The sequence below is a fragment of the Mesorhizobium sp. WSM4836 genome, assembly GCF_055811815.1.
In genome coordinates this window covers 1-252 of the sequence record NZ_JBVVQF010000146.1, presented here as the reverse complement: position 1 = coordinate 252, position 252 = coordinate 1, and the positions used below count along the sequence as shown (strand labels likewise).

Below are 252 nucleotides of genomic sequence, written 5' to 3'. Positions count from 1 at the left end.
GAGCAGCGACACCAGGCTGATGAACAGCAAATAGGGGAAGGTCAGCCGGTTGAGCAGGACGATATAGTCGAACTGCGCCGCCGTCCCCTTGCCATAGCCGAAGGTCTGGACCCAGGTGACGGGCCAGGCGGCCAGCTCGACCAGCGCGGTCATGACGATCAGGACCGGCAGCAGGACCGACAGCGCGTTTTCCGCAAAGGCCAGACCGTGTTGCAGGCCCGACCCTTCCGCCGCCTGATCGCCCTCCGCCAC

1 pseudogene is annotated in these 252 nt (G+C 65.5%); it reads right to left on the bottom strand.

From position 1 onward, the window contains the following. Positions 1 to 252 (bottom strand): annotated as a pseudogene (locus AC0L2P_RS32455) (hypothetical protein); the annotation flags it as partial.